Annotated in this window: 1 protein-coding gene; it reads left to right on the top strand. The window is 62.3% G+C overall.

Features of this window, described 5'->3' with window-relative positions; genetic code table 11:
- The coding region (locus ACLHZ1_RS20930; RefSeq protein ID WP_427263573.1) for a hypothetical protein at window positions 1-223 on the top strand (223 nt) is incomplete at both ends.

Here is a 223-nt window from a genome sequence, read left to right as displayed (position 1 = left end):
GACGGCAACAACAGCCTGTTTGAAAACTTTGCGGTGAGCCTGATAGACAGCGATGGTGACTCGGCCTCGAACACCCTGAGCGTACAGATCGTCGACGACGTGCCGACGGCGGTGAACGACAGCAACCTGGCCACGGCGAGCGAGAACAACCTGGTGCTGAACGGCAACGTCATCAGCAACGACGTGCAGGGGGCCGATGGTGCGGCGGTGACGGCGGCCAACC

It is taken from the genome of Aeromonas sobria (assembly GCF_050266975.1).
Taxonomy (GTDB): domain Bacteria; phylum Pseudomonadota; class Gammaproteobacteria; order Enterobacterales; family Aeromonadaceae; genus Aeromonas; species Aeromonas sobria_B.
This window is presented reverse-complemented; position numbering and strand designations above follow the sequence as displayed.